This is a genomic window from Lentzea chajnantorensis (assembly GCF_054300775.1).
Genome location: NZ_JBSDZT010000002.1, coordinates 2,850,513 through 2,871,915, shown reverse-complemented (window position 1 = coordinate 2,871,915; position 21,403 = coordinate 2,850,513). Strand labels below are relative to the sequence as shown.

At 71.8% G+C, this 21,403-nt stretch carries 18 protein-coding genes and 1 pseudogene; 6 read left to right on the top strand and 13 right to left on the bottom strand.

From position 1 onward, the window contains the following. Window positions 1-51 precede the first annotated feature (51 nt). The 5 genes and pseudogenes from ACVDFE_RS14875 to ACVDFE_RS14855 form a co-directional block, all read right to left on the bottom strand. The gene (locus ACVDFE_RS14875) at window positions 52-2,232 is read right to left on the bottom strand and encodes a LuxR C-terminal-related transcriptional regulator (protein WP_458430778.1); all 2,181 of its coding nucleotides are present in this window, start codon (window positions 2,230-2,232) and stop codon (window positions 52-54) included. Window positions 2,233-2,518: 286 nt separating this feature from the next. Then, a pseudogene (locus ACVDFE_RS14870) lies at window positions 2,519-3,025 on the bottom strand (ATP-binding protein); the annotation flags it as partial. Window positions 3,026-3,274: 249 nt separating this feature from the next. Continuing rightward, window positions 3,275-6,103, bottom strand: coding sequence for an AfsR/SARP family transcriptional regulator (locus ACVDFE_RS14865; RefSeq protein ID WP_360390262.1), 2,829 nt, complete (start codon window positions 6,101-6,103; stop codon window positions 3,275-3,277). 335 nt (window positions 6,104-6,438) lie between these two features. Then, on the bottom strand, window positions 6,439-6,630 hold the full coding sequence (locus ACVDFE_RS14860; RefSeq protein WP_360390264.1) for a DUF397 domain-containing protein: 192 nt from the start codon (window positions 6,628-6,630) through the stop codon (window positions 6,439-6,441). Between the two features lie 24 nt (window positions 6,631-6,654). After that, complete coding sequence (locus ACVDFE_RS14855; protein ID WP_360390267.1) at window positions 6,655-7,503, bottom strand: helix-turn-helix domain-containing protein; 849 nt, start codon at window positions 7,501-7,503, stop codon at window positions 6,655-6,657. A gap of 149 nt (window positions 7,504-7,652) precedes the next feature. On the opposite strand from ACVDFE_RS14855, the gene ACVDFE_RS14850 reads away from it, so the two are divergent. Further along, on the top strand, window positions 7,653-7,970 hold the full coding sequence (locus tag ACVDFE_RS14850; RefSeq protein WP_360390270.1) for a hypothetical protein: 318 nt from the start codon (window positions 7,653-7,655) through the stop codon (window positions 7,968-7,970). A 405-nt stretch (window positions 7,971-8,375) separates the two neighbouring features. After that, window positions 8,376-10,601 carry a SulP family inorganic anion transporter gene (locus ACVDFE_RS14845; protein ID WP_458430777.1) on the top strand — a complete coding sequence of 742 codons (2,226 nt, stop codon included), beginning with the start codon at window positions 8,376-8,378 and terminating at the stop codon, window positions 10,599-10,601. Window positions 10,602-10,659: 58 nt separating this feature from the next. On the opposite strand, the gene dacB is transcribed toward ACVDFE_RS14845, so the two are convergent. Continuing rightward, window positions 10,660-12,198: a D-alanyl-D-alanine carboxypeptidase/D-alanyl-D-alanine endopeptidase gene (dacB, locus tag ACVDFE_RS14840; RefSeq protein WP_360390275.1), complete on the bottom strand. Its 1,539-nt coding sequence runs from the start codon at window positions 12,196-12,198 to the stop codon at window positions 10,660-10,662. After that, window positions 12,195-13,625 carry an NADP-dependent phosphogluconate dehydrogenase gene (gene gndA / locus ACVDFE_RS14835; RefSeq protein WP_360390278.1) on the bottom strand — a complete coding sequence of 477 codons (1,431 nt, stop codon included), beginning with the start codon at window positions 13,623-13,625 and terminating at the stop codon, window positions 12,195-12,197. The genes dacB and gndA overlap by 4 nt, the downstream gene beginning before the upstream one ends. Before the next feature lie 122 nt (window positions 13,626-13,747). Between gndA and ACVDFE_RS14830 the strand changes: the two genes are divergently transcribed. Beyond that, on the top strand, window positions 13,748-14,047 hold the full coding sequence (locus ACVDFE_RS14830; RefSeq protein ID WP_360390281.1) for a DUF2218 domain-containing protein: 300 nt from the start codon (window positions 13,748-13,750) through the stop codon (window positions 14,045-14,047). Here ACVDFE_RS14830 and ACVDFE_RS14825 read toward each other — a convergent pair. Then, a complete protein-coding gene (locus ACVDFE_RS14825) occupies window positions 14,030-14,656 on the bottom strand; it encodes a LysE family translocator (RefSeq protein ID WP_458430776.1) in 627 nt (208 codons plus the stop codon). The genes ACVDFE_RS14830 and ACVDFE_RS14825 overlap by 18 nt on opposite strands. Window positions 14,657-14,710: 54 nt before the next feature. On the opposite strand from ACVDFE_RS14825, the gene ACVDFE_RS14820 reads away from it, so the two are divergent. Beyond that, the gene (locus tag ACVDFE_RS14820; RefSeq protein ID WP_360390287.1) at window positions 14,711-15,193 is read left to right on the top strand and encodes an Lrp/AsnC family transcriptional regulator; all 483 of its coding nucleotides are present in this window, start codon (window positions 14,711-14,713) and stop codon (window positions 15,191-15,193) included. On the opposite strand, the gene ACVDFE_RS14815 is transcribed toward ACVDFE_RS14820, so the two are convergent. The 4 genes from ACVDFE_RS14815 to pyk all read right to left on the bottom strand — a co-directional run bounded on the left by ACVDFE_RS14815 (window position 15,190) and on the right by pyk (window position 18,380). Further along, a complete protein-coding gene (locus ACVDFE_RS14815; RefSeq protein ID WP_360390290.1) occupies window positions 15,190-15,312 on the bottom strand; it encodes a hypothetical protein in 123 nt (40 codons plus the stop codon). The genes ACVDFE_RS14820 and ACVDFE_RS14815 overlap by 4 nt on opposite strands. Before the next feature lie 131 nt (window positions 15,313-15,443). Continuing rightward, on the bottom strand, window positions 15,444-16,031 hold the full coding sequence (locus ACVDFE_RS14810; protein WP_458430775.1) for a Uma2 family endonuclease: 588 nt from the start codon (window positions 16,029-16,031) through the stop codon (window positions 15,444-15,446). A 12-nt stretch (window positions 16,032-16,043) separates the two neighbouring features. Beyond that, a complete protein-coding gene (tesB, locus tag ACVDFE_RS14805; RefSeq protein WP_360390296.1) occupies window positions 16,044-16,943 on the bottom strand; it encodes an acyl-CoA thioesterase II in 900 nt (299 codons plus the stop codon). Between the two features lie 12 nt (window positions 16,944-16,955). Further along, window positions 16,956-18,380 (bottom strand): pyruvate kinase, encoded by a 1,425-nt coding sequence (pyk, locus tag ACVDFE_RS14800; protein ID WP_360390298.1) that lies wholly within the window; start codon window positions 18,378-18,380, stop codon window positions 16,956-16,958. Window positions 18,381-18,444: 64 nt separating this feature from the next. Here pyk and ACVDFE_RS14795 point away from each other — a divergent pair, with 64 nt between their 5' ends. Then, window positions 18,445-18,789 carry a VanZ family protein gene (locus ACVDFE_RS14795; protein ID WP_458430774.1) on the top strand — a complete coding sequence of 115 codons (345 nt, stop codon included), beginning with the start codon at window positions 18,445-18,447 and terminating at the stop codon, window positions 18,787-18,789. On the opposite strand, the gene ACVDFE_RS14790 is transcribed toward ACVDFE_RS14795, so the two are convergent. Beyond that, complete coding sequence (locus ACVDFE_RS14790; protein WP_360390303.1) at window positions 18,737-19,384, bottom strand: DUF2461 domain-containing protein; 648 nt, start codon at window positions 19,382-19,384, stop codon at window positions 18,737-18,739. The genes ACVDFE_RS14795 and ACVDFE_RS14790 overlap by 53 nt on opposite strands. A 75-nt stretch (window positions 19,385-19,459) precedes the next feature. Between ACVDFE_RS14790 and ACVDFE_RS14785 the strand changes: the two genes are divergently transcribed. Further along, a complete protein-coding gene (locus ACVDFE_RS14785; RefSeq protein WP_458430773.1) occupies window positions 19,460-21,376 on the top strand; it encodes a helicase-associated domain-containing protein in 1,917 nt (638 codons plus the stop codon). Window positions 21,377-21,403: the final 27 nt, after the last annotated feature.

The following is a 21,403-nucleotide window of genomic DNA, read 5'->3' as shown; positions in this document are numbered from 1 at the left end:
ACCCGCCCGCCCCTCTGTTCGCCGATGGCATCTGCGGCGGGAAGCAGGGGGTCAGGGCGGTGCCAGCAGGGCGCGGTCGTAGGCGATCGCCACGGCCTCCGCGCGCCGGGAGGCGCCCAGCTTCGCCATGATGCGCGAGAGGTGCACGGACACGGTCTTCTCGCTGATGTAGAGCTCCTCGCCGACCTCGCGGTTCGTCCGCCCGGAGGCCACCAGCTCCAGCACCGCGCGTTCCCTCGGCGTGAACAGGTCGACCTGCTCGCGCACCGGCGCGTCGGCCCTCAGCGTGATGCGGGCCCGTCTGGCGACACCGGCCACGGCGTCCGCGAGCGCTTTCGCACCGAGCTTCGCCGCGGTCTCGTCGGCCCGGCGCAGCTCCTCAGCCGCGGCCTCCCTGCGGTCGGCGCCCAGCAGCGCCTCGGCGAGCCGCCACCGGCACAGCGCCTGCTCGAACACCAGGCCGTAGCCGAACCCGTCGACCGCGGCCCGCCACAGCGCGGGGTCGCCGGGGCCGGTCAGCCGGGACTCCTCCGCCTGCGAGCGGGCCAGCCAGGCGCGGCCCTCCGGTCCGAGCGCACCGGAGCGCGGGACGCCGTTGCGCGCGGTCAGCCGGACGTGCTCGGCCAGCCTGCGGCCCTCGGCGACGGCCTGTTCCTCCGCCTGCCGGTCCCGCTTGCGGCGGGCCTTCGCGGCGATGTCGGCGTGGGCGGCGACGCCGATCGCGCCGATCCGGATGTCGGCCAGCATCCACGGCCCGCCGAGCTTGCGGGTCCACTCCAGCACGTCGGTGACCCGTTCGACGGCCAGCTCCGGCCGTCCCCGCCACAGCGCGAGCTCACCGCCGGTGCCGCCGGTGATCAGGGCGATCTGGATGTCGCGGTGCCAGTCGCTGCGCAGCTTCGTGATCACCCGCTCGGCCTCGGCGAGCTGCCCGCGGCCGATGGTGAGGTGGGTGTTCGCGGCGCGCAACCTGGCCAGCACCGTCGAGGACACGGACATGCCCGGCGGTTCGCTGGCCCAGTCCGCGTAGTCCCAGTCGCCCAGGTAGTAGTGCACGAGCACCTGCTGGATGCGGATCTCCAGGCCGAACATGCTCCAGGTCAGCCCGGTCTCCTGGGCCCGCTCGCCCGCCTCGTTGTAGACGCGGGCGGCGGCGGTGAGGTCACCGCGGTCGTAGTGCATCAGGCCGTGGTAGTACCGGGCGCGCAGCTCGGTGTTGACCGCGCCGACCTCCCTGGCGCACTCGATCGCGCGCTCGAAGTTCCGCCACGCGTCCTCCGGCCGGTTCGCGTAGTCGTCGAGGATGCCGAGCGTGCCGAGGGCGTCCGCCACGGCTCCCGGCGCGTTCGCCGCCTGCCCGTCGGCGATGGCCAGCTCCGCCGCCTCGCGCGCCTCCTCCCCGCGCCGTTCCTGCCGCAGCAGGGAGGCCTTGCCGGCGAGCACGCGGGCCCGCGTCGGGCTCGCGTCCCGGTCGCAGACCAGGTTCCACGCCGCCATCATGACCTCGTGGTGCTCCTGGTCGTTGCCGTCCAGGATCGACAACGCCTGGGCGAGCCGCAGCAGCACCTCGGCCTGCTCCTCCGGCGACTGCCCGGCGAGCGCCTTCTTCGCGCTGCGCCCGAACGCCACCGCCCGCTCCGGCTGCCCGGCCGTGCCCGCCACCCAGGACGCCCGCCGCAGCAACACCGACTCGTCCACATCGGACGGACGGTCCGCCGCGGGCACCGCGTTCCACAGGTTGAGCGCCATCTCCAGGTGCTGCAACGACTCCGCGGGCGCCCCCGCGCGTTCGGCCTCCTTGGCGGCCTTGATGAACGCCGTGAGCGCCTGCCCGTGGTCGTGGCTCTGGAACGCGTGGTGCGCCAGCGCGGCCGCGGCGCCCCGCTCGTCGAGGTGCCGCGCGAGGTGGTGCGCGTACGCCGCGTGCAGCCGGACCCGTTCGCCGGGGAGGAGGTCGCCGTACACGGCCTCCCTGAGCAACGCGTGCCGGAAGGTGTAGACCTCGTTGTCGTCCACGACCAGCAGGTGGTGCTGGACGAGCTCGCGCAGCGCGGTGTCGAGCGCGAGGTCGCTCATCCCGGCGACCTCCCTGAGCCGCTCGTGCCGCACCCGGCGGCCCCGCACCGACGCCACCCGCACGACGTGCTGCGCCTCCGGGCTCAACCGCTCGACCCGGCTCAGCAGCACGTCCGCCAGCGCGCTCGGCAGCGAGCGGTCGTCGCACGCCGCCACCGCGATGCAGCTCCTCGGCGAAGAACGCGTTGCCCTCCGAGCGTTCCGCGACCTGCTGCACGACGTCGGCGGGCAGGTCGTCGCTCAACGCGTCCACGAACCTGCGTGCGTCGGCGGCGTTGAACGGCGCGAGGTCCAGCCGTTCGACGGCGGGCAGCCGCACCAGCTCCGACAGCAGGGGTCGCAGCGGGTGGCTGCGGTGCAGGTCGTCGCTGCGGTAGGTGCCGACCACCAGCAGGCGCTGGGACCTCAAGCGGGACAACAGGAACGACAGCAGGTAGCGGGTGGACGCGTCGGCCCAGTGCAGGTCCTCGACGACGAGCAGCACCCGCTGCCGCTCCGACAGCTCGGTCAGCAGGCCGAGCACCGCGTCGAAGAGCTGGAGCTGGCCGACGTCCTGCACGGGCCGGCGGCCGGGGATCAGGCTGGGCGCCAGCATCGCCTCGGTGCCGGGCTCGCGTTCGGCCGGAAGTGCCAGCTGCGGCAGGAGCATCGCGAGCGCCGGGCGGTGCGCGGTCCCGGTCTTGAGCTGGCCGAGGGCCTCGGCGAACGGGAGGTAGGGCAGCCCGGTCTCACCGGCGTCGAGGCAGCGTCCCAAGAGGACGAGCGTGTCGTCGGCCGCGGCGGCCAGCTCGTCGACCAACCGGGTCTTGCCGACGCCGGCGTCACCGGCGAGCAGCACCGCGGCGGCGGTGCCGTTGCCGGCGCCGGTGAGGGCGGCGCGCAACCTGGCCAGCTCGCGGTCGCGGGCGACCAGGGGAATTCCGGAACCCAGACGTGCCACGGGAGGCATGCTCGCACACCTCACGGGCTGGTGCCGCCGTGTTTCCGGGAGGTGCGGTGGATCACCCGGTGGAACCAGCGGCGCGGGCCGCCGTTGGACCGCTGCCAGGTGCAGCGGGCGTTCGCACGGCGGTAGGCGATCTCGGCGTTGACGGCTTCGAGGGTCCACTCGGTCATGGACCTGAGGGTGGTGCTGAGGGTGGGCCGGGCGCATTGGCAGAACGGGTGCGATCGGCAGCGAGAAGCCTTACCCCGCCTGCTACACCGCGGTCACCGCGCGCGCCCGTGCCAGCCTCGCCCGGATGCCGTCCGCCTCCGGTGCCCCCAGCTCCGTGAACAGCGCCAGCGCCCGCTGCCAGTGCGCCGCCGCACCCGCGGCCCCGAGCCGGTCGAACACCGCGGCGAGCCGGTCGTGGGCCAGGGCCTGGTGGTAGGGCGACACCGCGTCGCACGCGACGGCCAGCGCGGTGCGGGCCGACGACAGGGCGCCCTCGGTGTCACCGGTCTCCAGGAGCGCGGTGGAGAGGTCGACGTGGCAGGCGGCTTCCCCGCACTGCTCACCGACCTCGTGGTACATCCGCAGGGCCACGCGCAGCCACGGCATCGCGTCGTCGTAGCGGTCGTTGGCGAGGTAGAGCAGGCCGAGGTGGTGGTGGGCGTTGGCCTCCGCCCACCGGGAGCCCGCGATGCGCGAGACCTCCATCGCCTCGCGGTAGTGCGCTTCCGCCTCCTCCGTGCGGCCCAGGTCCATGAGGGTGCCGGCGACGGTGGTGAGGGCGCGGGCCTGCTGGTGGACGTCGGCCTTGCCGCGGGCCACCTCCAGGGCGCCGCGGTGGGCGGTCAGCGCCTCCTCCTTGCGCTCCACCTGCAACAGCGCCACGCCGAGGTTGAACTGCATGACGAACCGCGCCTCGTCGTCGCCGAGGGCGTTCGCGGCGGCCAGCGCGGCCTGGGTGATGCGCAGCGAGGTCTCGCGTTCGGTGCGGAGCCAGAGGTAGCGGGACAGCGTGTACGGCAGCTGCCAGGCGTGGACGTGCCAGCCGGAGGACGCGGCGTGCTCGGTGGCGGCGATGAGGTTGGCGCGTTCGGAGTCGAACCAGGCCATCGCGTCGGAGGGGCCGGTCAGGGACGGCACGGCGGCCGGGCGGTGCTCCGGGGCCACCAGGACGCTGCCGCGGTTGATGGGCAGCAGGCCGTCGGCGAGGTCCGCGCAGTGCAGGTAGTAGTCCAGCATGCGGCCGGTGGCGGCCCGGCGCTCCGGTTCGGAGAGCTCGCCCGCCAGGGTCTTCGCGTAGACGCGGACCATGTCGTGGGCGACGAGGCGGCCCGGTTCGGAGACGGACAGCAGGTTCGCGGCGGCCAGTGCGTCCAGCGCGCGCTGGGCCTCCAGCAGGGAGACCTCCCCCATCGCCGCGACGACGTGCGGGGTCAGGTCGGCGCCGGGGTGCAGGCCGATGACGGGCAACAGGCGAGCGGGAACCGCTGGCAGCGCACGGCGTGATGCGTCCAGCGCGGCGCGCACGGGACCTTCGCCGTCCTCCAGCCCGAGAGCGGCCAACCGCCCGTGTTCGTCCTGCAGTTCCTCGACGAGCTCGGCGACGCGCAGCTTCGGGGACACCGCCAGCCGGGCGGCGGCGATCCGCAACGCCAGCGGCAGACCGTCGCACAGCTCGGCCAGCGACCGCAGGGCGGCGGCTTCGGCGGCACCGCGGCCCGCGACGCGGCCCAGCACGTCGACGGCGGCGTCCGCGGTGAGCATGTCCAGCTCGACCAGCTCCGCCTCGACCTGCGCCACCAGGCCGACCAGGCGCCGGCGCGAGGTGACGACCACGCACGACGGCGCGCCCGGCAGCAGCGGCAACAGGTCACCGGAGCCGCGGACGTTGTCGAGCATCACCAGCATCCGGCGGTCGGCCAGGAGCGTGCGCAGCAACGCCGACCGCTCGTCGACCGAGACCGGGGTGTCGCCGGCGGGAACGCCGAGGGCGCGCAGGAACCGGTTCAGCACCTCGCCGATCTCCAGCGGTTCCCGGTTCGGGTCGTAGCCGTGGACGTCGACGTAGAGCTGGCCGTCCGGGAACTCCTCGCGCACCCGGTGCGCCCAGTGCAGCGCCAGCGCCGTCTTGCCCACGCCGGCCGGACCGGTCACCAGCAGCACGGGACCGTCGTGCGCGCTCAGCAACGAGTCCATCCGCGCCAGCTCCGCGTCCCGCCCGATCAACGCGACGGGTGCGCGCGGCAGCTGCGCGGGAACGGTCACGACGGGCTCGGGGGCCGGCTGCGCCGGGAGGCGGACCGGCGCGCGTTCCGGTTCGGGGCTGTCGCCCGCCAGCACGGCCTGGTGCACGCGGCGCAGCTCCGGCCCCGGTTCCACGCCCAGCTCGTCGATCAGCACCCGGCGGGCCTCGCGGTAGGCGGCCAGCGCCTCCGCCTGCCGGCCGGCCTGGACCAGGGCGCGCATCAGCAGCCCGTGCCCGCGTTCGCGCAACGGGTGCTCGGCGACGAGGGAGGTGAGCTGCGAGACGAGCTCGGGGCCCTGGCCGATCGCGAGACCGAGCTCGGCGCGTTCCTCGACCACGGCCAGCCGGCGTTCCACGAGCCGGCCGCGTTCGACGTCGGCGAAGAGACCGGACACCCCGCCCAGCGGCTCGGCGCGGAACAACGCCAGCGCGTCGTCCAGCTCCACCGCGGCTCCGGCGAGGTCCCCCGCCGCGCGCATGCGGTGCGCGAGCGAAACCTGGCGTTCGAACACGTCGAGGTCCAGCGCGCCCGTCTCGACCCGCAGCAGGTAACCGTCGCCGACGGACGTCAGCAGCTCCGCGGGGGCCCGGCGCGCGCGGGCCGGCTCCAGTGCGCGGCGCAGTCCGGCGACGTAGGTCTGCACCAGGTTGACCGCGCTGGAGGGCACGTTGTCGCCCCAGACGGCCTCGATGATCGTGCCCCTGCTCACCGGGGTGTTGCGCGACAGCAGCAGCACGGCGAGCACGGCGCGCTGCTTGGCCGCACCGAGATCGACCTCATGACCTGCGCGAACGACCCGGAGAAGGCCGAGAACCTCGAACCGCAGGGGTTCCTCGCGCAGTGTCACCGATCTGTCCTTCGCCTGGTGGCCAGCTGGAGCTTGAGGACCACTTCAGTCGGGCTCCAGTCGTGCTGTAGAAGGCATTCTTACGCTTAGCGTGTCCAACCAACCACAGACGGCGAGATCAACGGAAACCCGGGGGTCGAGCAGTCGACGGGGTTGGACCGGACAGCGGAACACCCGCTGCTCCCCATGATCGACGTGGGCCGGCCGGCGTGCAAGGGGCATCCAGCCCGCGGCGGCGGAACGCCGGCCAGCCCACGTCCCCCTTTCCGCACACGACGAAGCCCCGGCTGGGCGATCCAGCCGGGGCTTCGCGGTTCTTCGCGGCTTGTCGTCGATCAGCTGGCGAACGTGCCGGTCCTGGCGGCGGAGAGGAAGCCCTCCCACCCGGCGGACCCGAACCGGAGCTGGGCCCCGTCCGCGTTCTTGCTGTCACGCACGGCCGCGCCGGCCGGGACGAGCGCGATCTCCACGCAGTCGGGTCCGCTGGCGGACGATCGGCTGCTCTTGCGCCAACGCAGGCTTTCCACTGTCTGTTCACTCCCGGTCTGCGATCAGCCGAGAGCGCGAGCGACTTCCGTGATCAGGGTCGCGGAGTCCGCCGGCTTGAGGGCGGTCCGCACCAGACGCTCGAACACCTCGGCGTACCAATTGACGTCACCGGACTGCTCCAGGTAGACGCCGCTTCTCGTGCTCTCGATGTACACCACGTCGGGGTCCAGCTGCTCGGGGAAGCTCAGGATGACGAACGGCCCGTCCATCGCAGCGTAACCACCGGCGCTGAACGGCACGACCTGCATCGTGACGTTCGGCAGTGCACCGACTTCGAGCAGACGCGCCATCTGCGTGCGCATCACCTTCGCGCCGCCGACGAGCCTGTGCAGGGCGGCCTCGTCGATCACGACGTGCAGGCGCAACGGGTCGTCCTCGCTCAGCAGTGCCTGCCGAGCCTTGCGCAACCGGACCCGCCGGTCGATCTCCGCGGTGCTCGCCTCTGGGAGCACCTGGGAGATCAACGACCTCGTGTACGCCTCGCACTGCAGCAGGCCGGGGATCATCAGGCCCTGGTAGGTCCTGATGGAGTCGGCGTCGGCCTCGTACCCGACGTAGCGACCGGGCACGATGTCGCCGAACTCGTCCCACCACGCCTTGCGGCGGGCTTCCCTGGCCAGCTGGACCAGCTCTTCCAGGGTGGTGGCGTCCGCACCGTAGGCGGTGAGCATGTCCCGCACGTCGCGCGGGCTCACCCCCACCCTCCCGGTCTCGATGCGGCTGATCTTGGAAGCCGAGCACTCGAGGCGCTCGCCGACCTCCTCGATCGTCAGCCCGGCCGCTTCGCGCAACCGCCGCAGCTCGCTCACGAGCCGACGTTTGCGCAGGGTCGGGCTGCTACCCCGTGGCATCCACACCTCCTGGTCCGCGTCCAAGTTTGAGAGCAAAGGACACGCCCGCAAAGGGACGTCATCCATTCGTGTACTGCAACTTGCAGTTCGGCTCCGGGCCGGGCCAGGCTGCATGGGTTGCTCACGCGAGGACTGGAGCTCTGAGCCTGATGGCCGTCACGGTGTTCAGCCAACTGGACAGGTCGCTGCACTCCCACCTGGCCACGCTCGCGGACCTCGCCGAGCGCGGTGACGACCAGACGGCCCTCGTGCTCGCCAGGGTAGAGCTGCCGAGGGTGGTCGCGGTCGTCAAGGCGTTGCTGGACGAGCACCAGCCCGACGAGCACGGCCGCTGCGCCACGTGCAGGCGCGGCTGGTTCTCCCGGCGGATGCCCGCGCCGTGCCGGGCCTACCTGTCGGCGCAGCTCGTCCTGACCGTCGTGGGACAGGGGACTTCGCACGGCAAGCACCTGCGCCCGGTGGGCTGAACTCCGGAACTCGATAGTTCTTCAGCTCCGCCCCGGCCTGGGCCGGCTCCGCACCCCCCGACCGGAGCCGGCCCTTCTCGTGCCGGTCGGCCATCACCTCGCGTGACGATCACCGCGAAGATCAACACGACCGGCTGAAAGGTCTGTCACAGCGCCGCCTCCGCCCGCATCATTGTGGTGACGCGGCCTGGTCCCGACCCCGGATCCTCGTGCCGACACGGAGGTGTTCCCGTGCCGACCCCGCATGACCGCGCCGACGCGCTCGCTGCCGTCCGGCCGCGCCGCCTGCTGCCCTTACAGCACCGCTAGCGCCCCTTCACCCGCGCTCTCCCCCTTCCCCATGTCCTGTGCCGGTCGCACAGGGCCATGCGGTCATTCCGCCGTTCCCACGAAAGGCAAGAAGACGTGAACCACCTCCAGCGGTCCAACGCCGGCGAGCACACCCCGCACGGTCCTCCGGGCGGGGTGCGCCTGGTCCTGCGGCACGACCTGCCCGCGAGCTTCGTGCTGTTCCTGATCTCGATCCCGCTCTCGCTGGGCATCGCCCACGCCACCGGCGCACCGCTGATGGCCGGGCTGATCTCCGCCGTCGTCGGCGGTGTCGTGGTCGGCGCGCTCAGCGGGGCGCCGTTGCAGATCAGCGGACCGGGCACCGGGCTCGTGGTGATCGTCGCCGGGCTGGTGGCGCAGTTCGGCTGGGCCGCGACCGCCGCGATCACGCTGGCCGCCGGGGTGCTCCAGGTGGCGCTGGGCCTCACCGGGATCAGCCGGCTGGTGATGTCGCTGTCCCCCGCCGTCGTGCACGGCCTGCTGGCGGGCATCGGCATCTCGATCGCGGCCGGTCAGCTCGTCGTGGTGCTGGGCGGCACGGCGGCGTCGTCGGTTCCCGCGAACGTCGCCCTGCTGCCGGGTCAGCTGGCCGGGTCCCACCTGGGATCAGTGCTGGCCGGCGCGGTCGCGGTCGCGGTACTGCTGCTGTGGCCGCGGGTCCCGCGCGCCTCGCTGGTGCCGGCGCCGCTGGTCGCCGTCGCCGCGTCGACCGGGCTCGCGGTCGCGCTGCGCCTCGACGTCGCACGGGTCGACCTGCCGGACAGCCACTCCCCGGTGTTCCCGGAGATGCCGCAGGGCAGCGCCGGAACCGTGGTCGTGGCCGTGGTGACGGTCGCGCTGGTGGCGAGCATGGAGTCGTTGCTGTCGGCGGTGGCCGTGGACCGGCTGCACGACGGGCCGAGGGCCCGGCTGGACAGGGAGCTGATGGCGCAGGGCACCGGCAACGTGCTCGCGGGCGCCCTCGGCGGGTTCCCGATCAGCGGTGGCCTGGCGCGCAGCTCCACGAACGTCGCCGCGGGCGCGAAGACCCGCTGCGCCGCCATGATGCAGGGGCTGTGGATCGCGGTGGCGGTGCTGGCGTTCGCTCCCGCGCTGGAGCAGATCCCGCTGGCGGCGCTGGCGGGCGTGCTGCTGGTCGTCGGCCTGCGGCTGGTGTCGGTCGAGCGGATGCGCAACCTGGTGCGGCACCAGGAGCTCCTGGTCTACGCGGCGACCGTGCTCGGCGTCGTCCTCTTCGGACTGCTGGAGGGCGTGGTCGCGGGGCTGACGATCGCGCTGCTGCGCGCGCTGTACCGGTTGACGCACTGCTCGGTGCGGGTCGAGGGCAACCGGGTGTGCGTGCGCGGGTCGCTGGTGTTCCTCGGCGTCGGGGGGCTGGTGCGCGAGCTGCGCCGGTTGCCGCTCGGGCAGACCGTGGTGCTGGAGCTGCACGTCGACTACCTGGACCACGCGTCCTACGAGGCGATCGACGACTGGCGCGAGGGCTACGAACGGCTCGGTGGCCGGGTTCAGGTCGACGAGGTGCACGACACCTGGTTCGACCAGGCGGACCAGGGCAGGCCGGGGCGGCGCAAGACGTTGCCCGGTCCGCTGCCGCGCTGGTTCGCGCCGTGGTCGCATTGGCAGGGCGCGGGCACCACGGTGCACCTGCCGTCGCAGCGGCCGTCGCCGGAGAGCGATCCCATGCTGCGGGGCATGCACGAGTTCGAGACGCGGTCGGCGCCGCTGGTCCGGCCGTTCCTGCGGGAGCTGGCGGTGCGCGGGCAGCGGCCGCGGCAGCTCTTCATCACCTGCGCCGACTCCCGGGTGGTGCCGAACCTGATCACCACGTCCGGGCCGGGCGACCTGTTCTGCGTGCGCAACATCGGCAACCTGGTGCCGATGCACACCGCAGAGGACCGGTCGGTCGGCGCCGCGGTCGAGTACGCGGTGGAGGTCCTCGGCGTCCGCTCGATCGTCGTGTGCGGGCACTCCGACTGCGGTGCGATGAAGGCGCTGGTGAACGGCGGCGCCGCCCGCGGCTCACACCTGCACTCCTGGCTGCGCAACGCCGAACCGTCGCTGATCCGCTTCCACGCCCCCACCGCGCCCGGCTGCGCGGAGCTGCCGGTGGCCGACCGGCTCGCGGTCGCGAACGTGGCGCAGCAGCTGGACAACCTGCTCGGGTACCCGAGCGTGCGGGAGGCGGTCGCCGCGGGCGCGCTCTCGTTGAAGGGCCTGTACTTCGACATCTCGAACGCCCGCGTGTACCTGGTGGACCCGGACCGCAACGGGCTCGAACCCGTGCCGTCACCGGCCTAGGAAACGCCGGAGCCGCCCCGGTTCGTCCCGGGGCGGCTCCAGTGGTCTCACGCGTGGGTCAGCAGGTGCCGATCCACGAGCACTCGACGTCGAAGCGCTCCTGCGGGGGAACCGTCACGCGTTCCTGCGCGGGGGCCTTCCGCTGCTGCGGAACGGACTCGACCTTCGGCGTCGCCACCTGCGCGCCGCCGTCGGAGGCGAGCCGCACGGCAACCCTGTCCTCGACCGCCTTCGGGCTGAACCACAGCACCACGTTGTTCTGCACCAGCGAGAACACCAGCTGGCGACCCGACGCCGTGGTGACGTACCCGGACAGCGCCGAGACGCCCGAGAGCGACCCGGTCTTGGCCAGCACGGTGCCCTCGGCGGCGGTGCCCTTCATGCGGCCCGCCAGCGTGCCGTCCCTGCCCGCGACCGGCAGCGCCGCCGACCAGGTGCCGAACCACGGCTTGGTCTTCGCCTTCACCAGGATCGAGGTCAGGTCGTCCGGCGACATCTGGTTCAGCCGGGACATGCCGGAGCCGTCGAAGACCTCGACCCAGTTCGGGTCGATGCCCAGGCCCGCCCACTTGCGGCTGAGCTGGTTGACACCGTTGGCGAACGAGCCGCCCGCGGTCTTGACCAGCACCTCGGCCAGCATGTTGTTGCTGTTCTTCAGCAACGGGGTGATCAGCTGGCCGAGCGTCTGCGACGTGTCGGAGGCCAGCACCGCGGCACCCTGCGGTGCCTTGGCCCGCTTGACGCCGCCGAGGACCTGGACCCCGTTCTGCTCCAACGCCTTGCCGAACACCGACGAGACGAGCCCGGTCGGGTCCTTGACGGTGGACAGCGCGGTCGTCTCGACCCAGGTCGAACCGCTGACCTTGATCACGTTCGTGCCGTGCTCGCGTTCGACGGTGATGCCGGCGTCCCCGTTGGTGGTCGCCGTGCTCTGGATCTGCACCACGTCGTTCGCGGGCTCGACGCTCACCTGCACCGGCGCGCCCGTCGCGGCGCCCGGCTTCACCCGCACGAGGACCGTGCCGGCGCTGTACCGCTCGTCCGGTGAGAGCGTCAGTGCCGACGTCTCCGCGCTGTAGGAGTACGGCTCGTCGTCCCACGCCCAGCCACTGCCGTACGGCTGCGCGTCGAACGCCGTGTCGTCCAGCACGAGCGCGCCGGTCACCTGCGTGACACCGCTGTTCTTCAGCGCCGCCGCCAGCGCCTGGTAGCGCGCGGCGGACATCGTCGGGTCGCCCGTGCCGCGCAGGACGAGGTCGCCGGTCAGCGTCGAACCCGAACGGGCACCGGACGACTGCAGCTCGGTCTTCCACCGGTGGTCCGGCCCGAGCAGGTCGAGCGCCGCCGCGGTCGTGAGCACCTTCAGGTTCGACGCGACCTGAGAGCGCTTACCACCTGATCTGGTGTAGACGACCTCACCGGTGTTCGCGTCCCGCACGGTGATGCCGACGTCCGCGCCCTTGAGCCCGGAGTCGGCGAGGATGGCGTCGAGATCGCGGGTCAGCGCCTCGTTGCCGACCGCCACGGCGCCACCGCTGGACGTCAGGGTCAACCCCGCCGCCGCGACGACGACCGCCCCCAGTAAACGAAGTTTCACGCTTCCACCTCAGACCTGTCGCCTGACCACAACGTGTGGAAGCTACCGGCCCTGTCGGTGCGCCGATAAGTGTGTGCGCCGAAGAAATCGCGTTGTCCCTGAACGAGTGCCGCGGGCAGCCGTTCCGAGCGAAGTCCGTCGTAGTAGGCCAAAGCGGACACGAAACCGGGCGTCGGGACACCGGACTCGACCGCGCGGACCACGACGCGCCGCCAAGCGGCCTCGGCATTCCGGACGGCGTCGCGGAAGTAGTCGTCCACCAGAAGAGACGCGAGATCCGCGTTCGCGTCATATGCCTCGCGAATGCGGTTGAGGAACCGTGCGCGGATGATGCAGCCACCGCGCCAGATCGTCGCCATCGCGCCGAGGTCGATGTCCCAGTCGAAGTTCTTCGACGCCTCGCGGATCATGTCGAAGCCCTGCGCGTACGCGACGACCTTCGACGCGTACAGCGCCTGCCGCACGTCGTCGACGAGCTCGGCGTCCGGCTTCGCCACGACCTCGCTCGCACCGAACGCGTCGCGCACGGCCTTGCGCTGGTCGGTGTGGCCGCTCAGGCTGCGCGCGAACACGGCCTCGGCGATGCCGGTGACCGGGACGCCGAGCTCCAGCGCCTCCTGCACGGTCCAGCGGCCGGTGCCCTTCTGCTCGGCGGCGTCCTCGATGACCTGCACGAGCGGCGTGCCGTCCGCGTCGACGTGCTTGAGCACCTCGGCGGTGATCTCGACCAGGTACGACTCCAGGTCGCCCGAGTTCCACTGCGTGAAGACCTCGGAGATCTCCGCCGGCGTCTGCCCGCCGACGCGGCTCAGCAGGTCGTACGCCTCGGCGATCAGCTGCATGTCGGCGTACTCGATGCCGTTGTGCACCATCTTGACGAAGTGCCCGGCACCGTCCGGCCCGACGTGCACGCAGCACGGCTGCCCGTCGACCTTGGCGGCGATCTCCTCGAACACCGGCCCGACGTGCTCGTAGGACTCGGCGGGACCGCCGGGCATGATGCTGGGCCCGTTGAGGGCGCCCTCCTCGCCGCCGGAGATGCCGGCGCCGACGAACAGCAGGCCCTTCTCCTTCAGGGCGGCCTCGCGGCGGCGCGTGTCGGCGTAGTGGGCGTTACCGCCGTCGATGACCATGTCGCCGGGCTCCAGCAGCCCGCTCAGCTCGTCGATGACGGCGTCGGTCGGCCCACCGGCCTTCACCATGATGATGATCTGGCGCGGCGTCTGGAGGCTCTGCACGAGCTCCTCCAGCGTCTCGGCGCCGACGAAGTCGCCCTCGTGGCCGTGCTCGTCGAGCAGCGACTTCATCTTCGCGGGGGTCCGGTTGTGCACGGCGACCTTGAAACCGTGCCGCGCGAGGTTGCGCGCGAGGTTGCTGCCCATGGTGGCGAGACCGGTGACCGCGATACGTGCTTTGCCTTCCGTCATGGCCGACAGCCTGCCGTGTTCTCAAGCTTTGCGCGAGATGTCACAGCGTCTTCTCAGCCATCGTTTCGCCAGGTGAACCGCGTCACCCAACGGTACGTACAGCAAGGCGTAAGTTGGTTTTCATGACGTTCGTGAGCGAGGGCACCTCGGCGACCGACCGCGCCGAGCGCTACGGGTCCCAGCTGGTCAAGCACTTCACGCAGAAGGACCTGGAAGGGTCCTGGGAGGACGGACGCGGTTTCGTCCGCTTCTCCGCGGGAACGGCGTCCTTCGCCGCTCTTCCGGACGCGCTGCGGCTGCGCGTCGAGGCCTCCTCGGAGGAGGACGCCGCCCGGCTGCGCGACGTCGTCGAACGGCACCTGGTGCGGTTCGGGACGCGCGACGAGCTGAGCGTCTCGTGGGACTCAAGCGGCGAGAACTGACGCCGCCATCCCGATGAGAGCGGTACCACAGACCCGCTCGAACGCCGTGCGGACCTTCGGCCTGCTCAGCACCGTGCCCAGCTGACGAGCCAGCGGGACCACCACCACCCAGAACCCCGCGAACACACCGACCGTCACGGCGCTCAGCAGCGCGGCCTGCGGCAGCGGTGGGCTGTTCGGGTCCATCGCCTGCGGGATGAGGCTCAGGAACGTGAGCATCACCTTGGGGTTCAACAGATCGCAGAGCAGGCCGCGCAGGAACACGTTGCCACCGCTGCGCGGCAGCTCCTGCTCCTTGCCCGCGCCCTTCAGCGTCATGAACCCGAGGTGGGCCAGGTACAGCGCGCCGACCGCCTTGACGAGGAAGAGCGCGGTCGGCACCGCCACCACGAGCGCGCTCAGTCCGACGGTCGCGAGCGTCGCGTGGACGAGCAGCCCCGTGACCACGCCCAGCGCCGCCGTGACGCCCAGCTTGAGGCTGCGCACCGCGTTCCCCATGATCAGGACGAAGTCGGGACCGGGCACGACCGTGATCACCACGAGTGCCAGTAGGAAAGACGTCCACGCGATGTGCATGAGCGGGATCGTCCGCCACTCGTTCTGCCACATTCCACCTGGTCAGTACGATGTTCGCTTATGCGCGAACAAGCCGAACTGGATTCGGTGGACTGGCACATCCTGGAGGAGTTGCAGAACGACGCCACCCTGCCGAACCGGTCGCTCGCCGAGATCGTCGGCCTGGCCCCGTCGTCGTGCCTGCAGCGGGTGCGCCGGCTGCGCGAGCTGGGCGTGATCACGGGCTCGCACGCCGTCGTCGACCCGGCCGTGCTCGGACTGCCGCTGGAGGCCGTCATCTCGGTGAACGTGCGGCCGCACACGCGCCCGGTGGTGGCGGCGTTCCGCGCGTTCGTGATGGCCCAGCCCGAGACGCGGTCGATCTTCCACGTCTCCGGGCAGGCGGACTTCCTGATCCACATCGCGGTGGCGGACTCCACGCACCTGCAGGCGTTCCTGATGGACAAGATCGCGTCGCGGACGGAGGTGCGGAACCTGACGTCGTCGGTGGTGCTGGAGCGGGTGGAGACACGGGCGCTGACCCCGCCGGCGACCCTGCGGCCGACGCACCGGCGGCGCCGCGCGGACTAGCGGTTGAGGGTCAACGCATCCAGGTCGACCACCAGTGGTGCGGGACTGAGGAGCTCGACCTTCCCGGTACCGCCGCCGACGTACTCGTAGCGACCGTCGACCAGAACGTGTGCCGCCATGCTGATCGGGTCCTTGAGATCGACGATCCAGTAGTACTGGATACCCGCAGCAGCGTACTCATCCGGCTTGATCTTCAGGTCCGACCCGGCTTGAAGACCCGCACGGGTGGTTCGAACAGGCGTGCTAGGAGCTACTCCATCAGGCGACGTCGAACCAGCGCGGCGAGGTCCACCGTCATCGGCGCGGGGCTGCGCACGTCGAGCATCCGCGAGCCTCCCCCGGCCAGCTCGTACCGGCCGTCCACCAGGGAGTGCGCGACCATGCTGACCGGCTCGTCCAGCGCGACCACCCAGTAGTCCGGGATTCCTGCGGCGGCGTACTCGCGCGGCTTCACCCGCAGGTCCACGTCCTCCGAGCCCTCGGACAGGATCTCGATCACCAGCGCCACGTCCGCCGCGTCGAAGCGCGTCACCCCGGCGTCGAAGAGCTTGCTCGAAGCCACGACGACGTCCGGCTTGCGCATGAGCGGGCGTGCGCTGTCCTTGAGGAGGACGTCGAACGCGTGCACGACATCGAGTTCGACGGGCAGCTGGTCCTCCAACTGGTCCGCCAGCAGGCGCACCGCGCGTTGGTGCACGGGATAGCGCGGTGGCATCTCCACCAGCACCCCGTCCGCCAGCTCGTGGCGGCGGCAGTCTTCCTCGGACATCTCGTCGCAGTCGGCCAGCGTGATGATCACGGCCAGGTCATCGACGTGCGACGACCCGCCCTTGATCACTCACACAGGGCCTCAGTCCGACTTGACGACCCGGATCAGCCCCTCCTGCACCACCGTGGCCACCAGCTGCCCGTCCTGCGTGAAGAACTGCCCGGTCGCCAGCCCGCGGTTCCCCGAGGCGGACGGCGAGGCGGTGTCGTACAGCAGCCACTCGTCGGCGCGGAACGGGCGGTGGAACCAGATCGCGTGGTCCAGGGAGGCGCCGAGGACCTTGTCCAGTCCCCAGTAGACGCCCTGCTTGGCCAGGACGCCGTCCAGCAGCGTCATGTCCGAGGCGTAGGTCATCACGCAGATGTGCAGCATCGGGTCGTCCGGCAGCTTGCCGTCGGCCTTCATCCACACGCGGGACACGGCCTCGCCGGGACCGTCCTCACGGGACTCCCACGGCGGCTCGGTGACGTAGCGCACGTCGATCGGGCGCGGGAACTTCGAGTTCACCAGGGAGTAGCCGGCGGCCTGTTCGGTCCACGTCGGCAAGGTCTCCGGGTCCGGCACGGAGGGCATCGAGGAAGCGTGCTCGACGCCCTGCTCCTCCAGCTGGAAGGAGGCGGAGAGGGCGAAGATGGCCTTGCCGTGCTGCACGGCCACGACGCGGCGGGTGGTGAACGAGCGGCCGTCGCGGATGCGGTCCACCTCGTACACGATCGGCACCCGCGGGTCGCCGGGCCGGATGAAGTACGAGTGCAGCGAGTGCACCCGTCGTTCCACCGGCACGGTCCGACCCGCGGCCACCAGGGCTTGACCGGCGACCTGCCCGCCGAAGACGCGCACCGGCGACTCGGCGGGGGACACACCGCGGAAGATGTTCTCCTCGATGCGTTCCAGGTCGAGCAACGCGACCAGGTCGTCCACTGCGGGTTGGCCACTCACACCGGGTGGTCCGGCGGCAGCGGCACGGGCGGCCTCAGTCACGTTCCAACACTCCTACGCGTGGTCTTCCTCCCCCAGCCGGTGCACCCGGATGAGGTTCGTCGACCCAATGGTGCCAGGAGGCGATCCGGCGACCACCACCATGAGGTCACCGGCCTGGTAGCGGCCGATCTCCAGCATGGCCACGTCGACCTGGCGGACCATCTCGTCGGTGGACTCCACGCGCGGCACGATGAACGTCTCGGTGCCCCACGTCAGCGACAGCTGCGAGCGCACCGACGGCTCCGGCGTGAACGCCAGCAGCGGCAGGTGCGTGTGCAGGCGGGCCAGGCGGCGGACGGTGTCGCCGGACTGGGTGAACGCGACCAGGGCCTTGGCGTTGAGGCGCTCGCCGATGTCGCGGGCCGCGTAGGAGATCACACCGCGCTTGGTGCGCGGGACGTGCGTCAGCGGCGGCACGACGACCGACTCGGTCTCGACGGCCTCGATGATGCGGCCCATGGTCTGCACGGACTCGATGGCGTAGCGGCCGACCGAGGTCTCACCGGAGAGCATCAGGGCGTCCGCGCCGTCGAGCACCGCGTTCGCGACGTCGGACGTCTCGGCGCGGGTCGGGCGGGAGTTCGTGATCATCGAGTCGAGCATCTGGGTCGCGACGATGACCGGCTTGGCGTTCTCGCGGGCGATCTGGATCGCGCGCTTCTGCACCAGCGGCACGCTCTCCAGCGGCAGCTCGACGCCCAGGTCGCCGCGGGCGACCATGACGCCGTCGAAGGCCAGCACGATGGCTTCGAGGTTGTCCACGGCCTCCGGCTTCTCGATCTTCGCGATCACCGGGAGGCGCTTGCTGCCCGCGCGGTCCATGACCTGGTGGACCAGGTCGATGTCGGCGGGCGAGCGGACGAACGACAGTGCGATGAAGTCCACGCCCAGCGAGAGCGCGAACTCGAGGTCCTCGATGTCCTTCTCCGACAGCGCCGGCACGGAGACGTCCATGCCGGGCAGCGAGAGGCCCTTGTTGTTGCTGACGGGTCCGCCCTCGGTGACCTCGCACACGACGTCGGAGCCTTCGACCTCGACGACCACGAGGCCGACCTTGCCGTCGTCCACGAGCAGGCGGTCGCCGACCTTGGCGTCCTTCGCGAGCTCCTTGTACGTCGTCGACACGCGGTCGTGCGTGCCCTCGACGTCCTCGACGGTGATGCGGACGATGTCGCCGTTGTTCCAGTCGACAGGACCGGCCGCGAACCGGCCGAGCCGGATCTTGGGGCCCTGCAGGTCGGCGAGGATGCCCACGGCGCGACCGGACTCGTCCGCTGCGGCGCGGACCATGTCGTAGACCTGCTTGTGGTCGGCATGGCTGCCGTGGCTGAAGTTCATCCTGGCCACGTCCATACCGGCCGCTACCAGGTCACGGACCTTTTCGGGCGTGCCAGTGGCGGGACCGAGGGTACAGACGATCTTTGCGCGTCGACTCACGTGTAGAGAGAGTAGTCCTCGTTCCTGGACCGATCCCGAACTACTCCTCGGTAATGTTCTGCCAATGGGTCGAGTGTTCCCGTTCGTGTTCGCCGCGTTGCTCAGCGTCGTCGTGTTGTTCACCCCCGAGTCAGGTGTGCCCTCCTCGCCGCCGGGCACCGACAAGGTCGTGCACCTGGTGCTCTTCGGCCTGCTCGCGTTCACCGGCCTGCACGCGAAGATCCCTCACGCGCTGTGGGCGCTGGTGGCGTACGCGGGGCTCTCGGAGGTGCTGCAGGAGCTCATCACGCCGCTGCACCGCAGCGGGGACGTCCTCGACGCGCTGGTGGACGTGGCCGGGATCGGTCTCGGCTGGGCTATCGCCGCGGTTTCTCGCTCACGCCGACATGGTCCTCGCACCACGCGTTGAGGTCCCTGAGCTGCCGCCACGCCTTGCGCACCCGGTCCAGGGCGCCCGGCTCGTGCAGCACGTCGTCGGGCTCCCAGACCTTGCGCACCCAGATCGACCGGTGCTTGAGCAGGTCGAGGTGCGGGTGGTCGTCGGCGAACCCGCGCGGCTTCGACCTCATCACGTCGCCGTGCAGCTTCCAGCCCTGCTTGACGAGCTTGTCGACGACCTTGCGCAGCAGGACGCCGTGCGCGTCGACGGAGGCGCGGTAGCGGGCCAGCTGGTCGGACTGCATGTGGAACGAGCCACCGCCCACCATCAGGCCCTCCGGGCTGAGCTGCACGTAGTACGCGCCGCCGCCGCGGCCCTTCTCGATCACGGCGCCGCAGTGGTCCTTGTACGGCGTCTTGTCCTTGGCGAACCGCACGTCGCGGTACGGCCGGAACACCTTGCCCTCACCGAACTCCCCCTCCAGCGCGAGCAGCAGCGCCTCCATGGGGGCGCGCACGTCGCGCAGGTAGGTCTCCCTGTTGTCGTCCCAGTACGCCTTCGAGTTGTCCAGCACCAGGCCGTCGTAGAAGTCGATCGCGTACTCGCCGAAACCTTCGAACGTCACCGAGTCAGCCTAGGCGGCACGCCCGAATGCGTGAAAACTCGTTTGAGCGCAGACGGTCGGGGCATACTCGGACGAATGCCACGCCGTACCACCGCGCTCGCGAACTGGCTCCAGCGGCTCGACCAGGACGCGGTGGCGGCGGTGCTGACACACCGCAGGGACGTGGGCGACCGGTTGCTGCGCACCCTCAAGGACCTCGCGTACCAGCTCACGGACCCCGACTCGGTGCACCGCGCGGAGGAGGACCTCGACCAGGGCGCGGTGGACGTGCTCGGCGCGATCGTCCGGCTGGGCCGCTCGGCGAGCGTCGACGCGGTGTGCGCGGAGCTGCGGTGCTCGGTGCGGGAGTTCGACCGGGCGTTCGCCGAGCTCAAGGTGCGCGCGCTGGCCTGGCCGGAGGGGCCGGTGCTCAAGGAGGTCAACTCGGTGCGGGCCCTGCACGCCCGGCCGCACCTCACGCCGCGGCCACCGGCGGCGCGGCGCGGGCCGGTGCCGCGGGTCTCGCCGGTCGCGCCCGCGACGTCCACGGTGGACGGGGTGGCGCGGCTGCTGGCGCACTGCGAGCGGGACGCCTTCGAGGCCCGCCACACCGGCGGTGTCGCGACCGGGGAGATCCGGCGGGTCGCGCGGGCGCTGCGGGTCACCGACGGCGTGCTGCGGCTGCGGCTGGAGCTGGCGGTCGAGGCGCAGCTGCTGGGGCTGGAGCGCGGGCGCCTGCTGCCGACGCGGCACGCCGACGCGTGGCGGGACGCGCACCCCGGGGTCCGGCTCGCGCGGCTGGTCGAGGCGTGGCGGCGGATGGACTGGTGGCCCGACGCCGAACAGGCGCGGGCGGCGTTGCGCGACTACGCCGGGCAGTGCGGCGCCGAGCTGCGGCGGTCGACGCTCGCGGCGTTCAGCACCGGCCACGCGGTCGTGGAGCCCGGTGAGCTGGTCGCCGAGCTGGAGTGGGCCCGCCCGGCCGTGCACGACCTGCGGGCCACGGCGGTCGTCATCACCGAGCTGGAGGCGCTGGGGCTGGTCGCGGGTGGCGCGCTGACGCCGCTGGGACTGGCGGTGCGCGACGGCGGTGACGTGGCGGCGGCCGCGGTGGAGCTGATGCCGCCGGCCGCGGACAGGGCGGTGTTCCTGGCGGACCTGACCGCGGTGGTGGACGGCCTGCCGGGCACGGTGCTCGCCGCCACGCTGGACCTGGTGGCGGACCTGGAGGACGGCGACTCCGCGCGGGTGTGGCGGCTGTCGGCGGGGTCGATCCGGCGGGCGCTCGACGCCGGGCTGCCGTCCGAGGAGGTGCTGCTGCGGCTGGGGGTCGTGGCGGACGGGCCGCTGCCGCAGGCCGTCGAGCACCTGGTGCAGGACGTGGCACGGCGGCACGGGCAGCTGACGGTGACCGAGGTCGCGTGCTGCGTGCGGGCGGAGGACCCCGCGCTGCTGCGGGAGATCGCGCGGTCCCGGTCGCTGGCGCAGCTGGGACTGCGGTTCCTCGCGCCGACCGTGCTGGCGTCCGCGGCGCCCATGCCCGAGACGCTGGCGGCGTTGCGCGCGGCCGGGTACGCGCCGAAGGGCGTCGACGGCGCTGATCGGTCCATTGTGGAGCGTTCACGGCCGGACCGGGCGCCCGCGCGCGGTGAGCGCGGACCGGACCGGCAGCGCGCCGAGCTGGACGACCTGGAGCTCACCCAGCTCGCGGTGCGGCTGGTGGAGCAGGAACGGCAGGTCCTCGGCCGGGGCACGCCGAGGGCGAACGCGGCGCGGCTGCTGCGCGACCAGAACGTCTTCCTGCGCGACGAGGAGGTGCAGCGGCTCGCGTCGGCGCTGGTCGACGGCCGGCCGGTGCGCATCGGGTACGCGAGCGGCCCGCGGCAGACGGAGTCGGTCCTGATCACACCGGTCAAGCACCTCGACGGCGTGCTGACGGCGGACTGCGAGGGCGGTGTGAGCCGGGAGTTCCGCATCGAGCACGTCCGCGCGGTGCACGCGCCCGGCGGGTGAACACCTGGTGAAGTCGCCGCCGCACCG